Origin of the sequence: Cyanobium sp. HWJ4-Hawea (assembly GCF_024345815.1) — a bacterium.
In the GTDB taxonomy this organism is placed as follows: domain Bacteria; phylum Cyanobacteriota; class Cyanobacteriia; order PCC-6307; family Cyanobiaceae; genus Cyanobium_A.
The window spans coordinates 1-6,215 of the sequence record NZ_JAGQBV010000085.1 but is presented as its reverse complement, the minus strand read 5'-3'; the positions used below and the strand labels follow the sequence as shown (position 1 = coordinate 6,215).

Annotated in this window: 6 protein-coding genes; 4 read left to right on the top strand and 2 right to left on the bottom strand. The window is 62.8% G+C overall.

The window, feature by feature from the left end; genetic code table 11:
• Positions 1–64 precede the first annotated feature (64 nt).
• On the bottom strand, positions 65–868 hold the full coding sequence (locus KBY58_RS12650; protein WP_255004671.1) for a creatininase family protein: 804 nt from the start codon (positions 866–868) through the stop codon (positions 65–67).
• Between the two features lie 50 nt (positions 869–918).
• On the opposite strand from KBY58_RS12650, the gene KBY58_RS12645 reads away from it, so the two are divergent.
• The 4 genes from KBY58_RS12645 to KBY58_RS12630 all read left to right on the top strand — a co-directional run bounded on the left by KBY58_RS12645 (position 919) and on the right by KBY58_RS12630 (position 4,389).
• Entirely contained in the window at positions 919–2,235 is a 1,317-nt protein-coding gene (locus KBY58_RS12645; protein WP_409995767.1) for a S1 RNA-binding domain-containing protein, read from the top strand.
• Positions 2,232–3,110, top strand: a complete 879-nt coding sequence (locus tag KBY58_RS12640; protein ID WP_255004670.1) for a Tab2/Atab2 family RNA-binding protein — start codon at positions 2,232–2,234, stop codon at positions 3,108–3,110. Before KBY58_RS12645 ends, KBY58_RS12640 begins: the two co-directional genes overlap by 4 nt.
• Positions 3,110–3,928, top strand: coding sequence for a peptidoglycan editing factor PgeF (pgeF, locus tag KBY58_RS12635; RefSeq protein WP_255004669.1), 819 nt, complete (start codon positions 3,110–3,112; stop codon positions 3,926–3,928). The genes KBY58_RS12640 and pgeF overlap by 1 nt, the downstream gene beginning before the upstream one ends.
• A 98-nt stretch (positions 3,929–4,026) precedes the next feature.
• Positions 4,027–4,389, top strand: coding sequence for an AbrB family transcriptional regulator (locus KBY58_RS12630; protein ID WP_254933478.1), 363 nt, complete (start codon positions 4,027–4,029; stop codon positions 4,387–4,389).
• Here the strand turns inward: KBY58_RS12630 and KBY58_RS12625 are convergent.
• Entirely contained in the window at positions 4,328–6,049 is a 1,722-nt protein-coding gene (locus KBY58_RS12625) for an NAD(P)/FAD-dependent oxidoreductase (RefSeq protein ID WP_255004668.1), read from the bottom strand. The two genes, KBY58_RS12630 and KBY58_RS12625, sit on opposite strands and share 62 nt — an antisense overlap.
• Between the last annotated feature and the right edge of the window lie 166 nt (positions 6,050–6,215).

Here is a 6,215-nt window from a genome sequence, read left to right as displayed (position 1 = left end):
CCTGGGGAGGTAATGGTTGCCATACCGACATCACTCTCAATTAGTGCATTGACTGTAACCACCCTCATCGGGCTTCAGGCCTATCGGTGGGGGGCCAATCACTGGCAAGCAACGACTCAAAGCGTTGCAACCAGCCTTCCCCAAGTTTCTGCCAAAGCTCAGCGCCCAGCTCCGCATTGGCGCCAGAGCTGTTGCCCACCACCCCCGTGCTGCTGAGGTCTCGGGTAAGCCAGGCATTGGGTGCTGCCCCTTCCAGGCTCCAGCCCCGGGGGGGCAGGCCGCCCTGGTTGCCATCGATCGGCCGTTCCGCAGCCACCAGCCCCGGGGCCAGGTGCAGCATCAGGCTTGTTTCGGCCAGTGCGGCGTGGAGGCCTTCGCTGCGCTCCGGTTCGGGAATCAACTCCTGGATCCCCTCGGGCCCACTCCAAATGAAGCAGGGCAGCACCCCCAGGGTGGGCACCGAGCTGCGCAGCTGCCTGGCCGCGGTCTGCAGCAAGCTGATCTGGCCGCCATGGCCGTTGAACAGGACAAGCCGCTGGAAGCCATAGCCCGCCAGCTCCTGGCCCACGGCCACCACCTGGGCAATCAGCAACTCGGCCGGCAGGCTCAGGGTGCCGGCAAAACCCCTGTGCTCAGGCGAGAAGCCAAGCGGCTGCAGGGGCAGTCGCCAGATCGGCAGGTTCTCTGGCAAGCGTTCCAGAACGCTGTCGATCAGCCGCTCCGCAAACAGGCTGTCCGTGTGCAGTGGCAGGTGGGGCCCGTGTTGCTCCATGGAGCCAAAGGGCCAGACCACCGTGCTGCCTGGCCGGGCCGCGGCCTGGGCGACCTCGGGCCAGCGCATTTGCCCGAGCTGAAACTCCCGCGCCATTGCCCTTAGAACAGATCACTACAGTGTGGGGCTCCCCGCCCTATGTGGTGATGCCCGGAACCGGCAACCAGCAGTCCGCTTCCTCGGCTCGGCCAGTGCCCCCGGGTGCGCAGCGCCCCCAGCAACCCCAGTTGCAGGCGCCCCTGCGCAAGCCGCCCCAGGTGCTGATGCTCAAAAAAGACGAGCCCCAGCCCGAGGCCCTCGAGCAAGAAACCGCCCCGGCCTCCAGCCAGGCTCCTGCAGTTCGCTTGGCGCCCCCAGCACCGGTGCCCGTTGCCGCTGCCGGTGCACCGGTTAAGCGCAGCGACGAGGATCTCTTCGAGATGGGCTCCATGGAGGGCCTCACCATGGCCGATTTGCTGGGCCCAGATTCCAGCCGCAAGGCCAAGGGGAGCAGTGGTTCAGCCAAGTCCCAGGGGGCCAGCCTGCCTGGCGCCGGTGCTGGTGGGGCCACCAATGTGGTCACCCACAGCGTCGATGACTTCGACTTCGACGAGGAGGCCTTCCTCTCCGCCCTCGATGAAAACGAGCCGGTTGGCACCACCGGTGAAGTGGTCAGTGGCGTGGTGATTGCCCTCGAGAGTGATGGTGTCTATGTCGACATCGGTGGCAAAGCACCGGGCTTCATGCCCAAGGCCGAGTGCGGTCTGGGGGTAATAACCAACCTCAAGGAGCGCTTCCCCAAGGGACTGCAAATTGAGGTTTTGGTTACCCGGGAACAGAATGCAGATGGCATGGTCACCATCAGTGCACGGGCCCTGGCCCTACGCCAGAGCTGGGAAAAGCTGCGGGTCATGGAGAAGGACGCCAAGGTTGTGCAGGTCAAGGTCACCGGCTTTAATCGCGGCGGTTTGACCTGTGATTTGGAGGGTCTGAGGGGCTTTATTCCCCGCTCCCAGCTGCTGGAAGGTGAAAACCATGAGGCCCTGGTGGGCAAAACCCTGGGGGTCACCTTCCTGGAGGTGAATCCGGAAACCCGCAAGTTGGTGCTTTCTGAAAAGAAGGCAACCACTGCTGCCAAATTTGCCGAACTGGAGGTGGGCCAACTGGTCGAGGGGCTGGTGGTGTCGGTGAAGCCCTATGGCTTCTTTGTGGACCTGGGCGGAGTCAGTGGGCTGCTGCACCAGTCCTCGATCTCAGGTGGGCAGTTGCGCGACATTCGCGAAGTGTTCAACCAGGGAGACCGGGTTAAGGCCCTAATTACCGACCTGGATCCAGGCCGCGGCCGCATTGCCCTGAATACGGCCCTGCTGGAGGGTCAGCCCGGTGAATTGCTGATCGAAAAAGACAAGGTGATGGCTGAGGCTGCAGACCGCGCCAACCGGGCCCGCTCCGTGCTGCGCCAGCACGAACAGGCGGCCGGATGAGCTCAGGGGATTGGGGCCCCGATTGGGAGCTTGATTACTACTCCAGGCCAATCCTGGAGAGCGATGGCAAGAAGCGCTGGGAGCTGTTGATTAGCTCCACCCCTGAGGTGGGATCAGAGGATCCCTGTTTCCGTTTCGTCAAAGCTTGCCCAGCCACCAGCGTCAACTCGATCTGGCTAAGAGAGGCCCTTGAGCAGGCCTTTGGGGAAGCCAACGACCAGGGCTTTGCCGCCCCCCGCCGCCTGCGCTGCTGGCGGGGATCGATGCGCACGATGGTCCAACGGGCCGCCGAGGGCCTGGCCCTTGAGCTGGTGCCCAGTCGCCGCTGCTATGCCCTGGTGAATTGGTTGCAGGAGCGGGAGCGGGAGGTTTACCCCCTCGAGGAGGGGTACATGGCGGGCCCATTGGCCCCAGCACCCCTGCCCATTCGTGCCGTTGCGGTGCCCTTGCCCGAGGCGGCCCGGGGCGACCGTTGGGCCTGGGCAACCTTGCCCCTCAAGGACCTGGCCGAGGCCCTCGACTGGGAGATGGGTTTCCAGGGACTGGTCCCCCTGCCTGAAGGCCTGGATCCGGAGGCACCGGTGCCGGGAATCAGGCTTTTTAGTGCCAGCCGCTCCCTGGCCATGGCCGGCTGGATGGCAGGCCTGGAGCCAGTGCGACTGGAAATCGCTGACCAGCAGCTGGTGCTGGAGGCAGGCCTGGAGGACAGATGGCTGCTTACCAACCTGGAGGCGAGTGAGGCCAAGACCGCTGCCCAGGCCTTTGCCGATTCGCGGCAGCGGGCCGGGGGCCTGCAGTTTGTGGCAATTCAGGCCGATGCTGAGGAAACCCGCTTTGAGGGCTTTTGGCTCCTGCGGGACCTGCCCGATGCCTAATGGCTGAAGCAGTCGATCCGCCCTTTGATCGCCCCGACCTCGAGTTCAACCAGCTGGAGGATTGGACCTGGGTGGGCTGCTACGGCGGCTACTACCTCCAATCAGATCTGCTCGCTGATTTTGAGCACGGCTTTTTTACCCGCCAATGGCAGGGCCGCACCCCAGAAGTTTTGGCCGGCTATGTGAGTGCTGGCGTGAGTGTGCATCGCCCCCAGCAGGTGCACAGCGCCTTGGTGATCCCCGCTAGCCAGGCCAGCTGTGCCCCCTGGCCGGAGGCCGATGGCCTGGTCAGTGATGGGGGTGGCCAGAGTTTGTGGGTCTGTGGAGCCGATTGCACGCCCGTACTCCTGGCCGACCCGGCCACGGGTCATGCCGCCGCTTGCCATGCCGGCTGGCGGGGGGTGGCAGGTCGGATCCTGGAGCTGGCGGTAGGGGCTTTGGTTGTTTCTGGTTCCCGCAGTTCGGATTTGTTGGTGGCCCTCGGACCAGCCATTGCGGCTGCTGACTACCAGGTGCAGCGGTCCGTAAGCGAGCAGGTGGCCCTGGCCCTGCGCCCCTCAGAGGCAGAACCCATCCCCTTGGACCAGGCCCTGGCCGACTTGGCCGAGTGCGGCGGCCTGCAGGCCGATGGCCTCGCCGGCCATGACCGCCTCGACATTCGCTCCGCGGCCCGCCAACAACTTATCCACCTCGGAGTTGGGTCCAATCAGATAGCGATATGCCCCCTCAGTACTGCTACTGAACCCCTGCTATTTCATTCCTGGCGCCGTGACCAGGTGAAGGCTGTGCAATGGAGTGGCATTGTTTCCCAGGCTTGAGTCGGCAAGAATTTAATTATTTTTGTTTTTGAGCTATGGCCCACTTGCGAGTAATGGCAATGGGGTGACATAATGCGAAGGTTGCATATCTAGGAAAAATGCTCACTGGATCTGAACTCTTGGCTAAGGTCAAGGACATGGGCGATATCAGTAAATCTGATTTGGTTCGCGCCTGCGGTTACGTTTCCAGCAAAAAAGACGGCAGCGAACGCCTCAATTTCACCGCTTTCTATGAAGCCCTGCTTGGGGCTAAGGGTCTGGATTTTGCCGGCGTAGGCAAAACTGGCAAGGGCGGTCGCAAGTTGAGCTACAGCACCAAGGTGCAGTTCAACGGCAACCTGATGGTGGGCAAGGCCTACACCGCCATGCTGGATCTCAAGCCCGGCGATGAATTCGAAATCAAGCTTGGTCGCAAGCAGATTCGCCTGGTTCCCCTTGGCGCTGAAGACGACGAAGAGTGATCTGGGCCAGGGCGACCTGCTCTGCCACCTTGATCCCATCAATGGCAGCTGAGAGGATTCCGCCGGCATAGCCAGCCCCCTCTCCTGCCGGATATAGCCCTGGGGTGTTTATGCACTCCAGGGTTTCTTTGTGCCTGGGGATGCGCACCGGTGAGGAGGTGCGGGTTTCGACGCCGGTCAGCACGGCCCCTTCCATCAGGAAGCCGGGAATGTTTTTGGAGAAGGCTGGCAGGGCCTCTCGAATCGCCGCAATTACAAAACTGGGTAGGCAGTTTTCCAGGCTGCCAAAACTCACTCCTGGTTGATAGGAGGGCTTAACTGCTTCGCTGCTGTCGGGGCTAGAGGCCTCACCCCTTAGAAAATCGCCCAGCCTTTGGGCCGGCGCTTTGTAGTTGCCGCCTCCGGCCACAAATGCCTGGGCTTCCCAGTGGCGCTGGAAGGCGACCCCGGCCAGGGGATCGCCCGGATAGGCCCCATAGGGCTCGAGATCGGCCCCATTCACGGTCACCACAAGGCCGCTGTTGGCATTGCGCTCGTTTCGGGAGTGTTGGCTCATGCCGTTGGTTACCACCCGCCCCGGCTCTGAAGTAGCACCTACCACCAATCCCCCAGGGCACATGCAGAAGCTGTAAACACTGCGCCCAGAGCTGTTGGTGCCTGTGCAGTGGTGCACAAGTTTGTATTCTGCCGAACCCAATTTCGGGTGGCCGGCGGCGGGTCCCCAGCGGGCCCGATCAATCAGCGGTTGGGGATGCTCGATCCTCAAACCCACGGCAAAGGGTTTTACCTCCATGGCTATGCCCTCCGCCTGGACCATGGCGAAGCTGTCCCGGGCGCTGTGGCCGATAGCCATCACCACCTGGTTGGCGGCGATCCGCTCGCCACTGGCCAGCACTAGCGCCTGGATGGCCCGGCTGGCCTGGCAGCGCTCGAGCCGATCGACCCTGGCTTCAAATCGCACCTCTCCGCCGAGCTCCTCGATGCGGCTGCGCAGACCCCGCACCACGGTGGCCAATTTGAAGGTGCCGATGTGGGGGTGGTGCAGGGTGAGGATCTCCGGATTGGCCCCGGCCGCCACTAGTTCCTCCAGCACCTTGCGCACATAGGTCTTGGCTTCACTCACCTGGCTGTAGAGCTTGCCGTCGGAGAAGGTGCCCGCCCCGCCCTCGCCAAATTGGGCGTTGGATTCGGGATTGAATTGCAATTTGCCGCGCCAAAACCCGAAGGTGTCGGCGCTGCGCTCCTTTACGGCCTTACCGCGCTCCAGGAGTAGCGGTTTTAGGCCCATCTGGGCGAGCAATAGGGCGGCGAAGTAACCGCAGGGTCCAGCCCCGATTACGACCGGACGCAGCAGTGGTGGGCATGCCAATTCCGCTGGCTCGCAAACCAGGCGGTAGCGGGTGTCTGGACTGGCTTTTAGGTGGGGGTCGCCCCGGAAGCGCTGCAGCAGCTTCGCTTCGGCTTTTGGGCTGAGCTCTAGTTCGAGATCAAAGCTGTAAACCAGGGCCAGCTGCTGGCGTTTGCGGGCATCCACGCTGCGCTTCACCAACTGGTGAGTCCTGAGTTGGTCAGGTGTGATCCCCAATCGCCTGCAGATGGCAGCCTTGAGCTCCACCTCGCTGTGGTCAAGGGGTAATTTCAGCTCACTGAGCCGCAGCACCGGCGAGTCTCCAGGAAGGTTTTGGGACGCGATTTATTTCAGCCGCCCTCCAGAACCAGCATGGCCTGTCATGGTGGATTTATCGAGGGAAGCGGGCCATGTCGATTACCCATTGCCCCCTCTGCGTGGGCCTGGCCGTCCTGAGTGCGGTGCGCTTCATGGCCCA

Coding starts and splice junctions, on each gene's coding strand:
- KBY58_RS12650 (WP_255004671.1), bottom strand. CDS start 868: ATGGCGCGGGAGTTTCAGCTCGGGCAAATGCGCTGGCCCGAGGTCGCC.
- pgeF (WP_255004669.1), top strand. CDS start 3,110: ATGGCTGAAGCAGTCGATCCGCCCTTTGATCGCCCCGACCTCGAGTTC.
- KBY58_RS12645 (WP_409995767.1), top strand. CDS start 919: ATGCCCGGAACCGGCAACCAGCAGTCCGCTTCCTCGGCTCGGCCAGTG.
- KBY58_RS12640 (WP_255004670.1), top strand. CDS start 2,232: ATGAGCTCAGGGGATTGGGGCCCCGATTGGGAGCTTGATTACTACTCC.
- KBY58_RS12630 (WP_254933478.1), top strand. CDS start 4,027: ATGCTCACTGGATCTGAACTCTTGGCTAAGGTCAAGGACATGGGCGAT.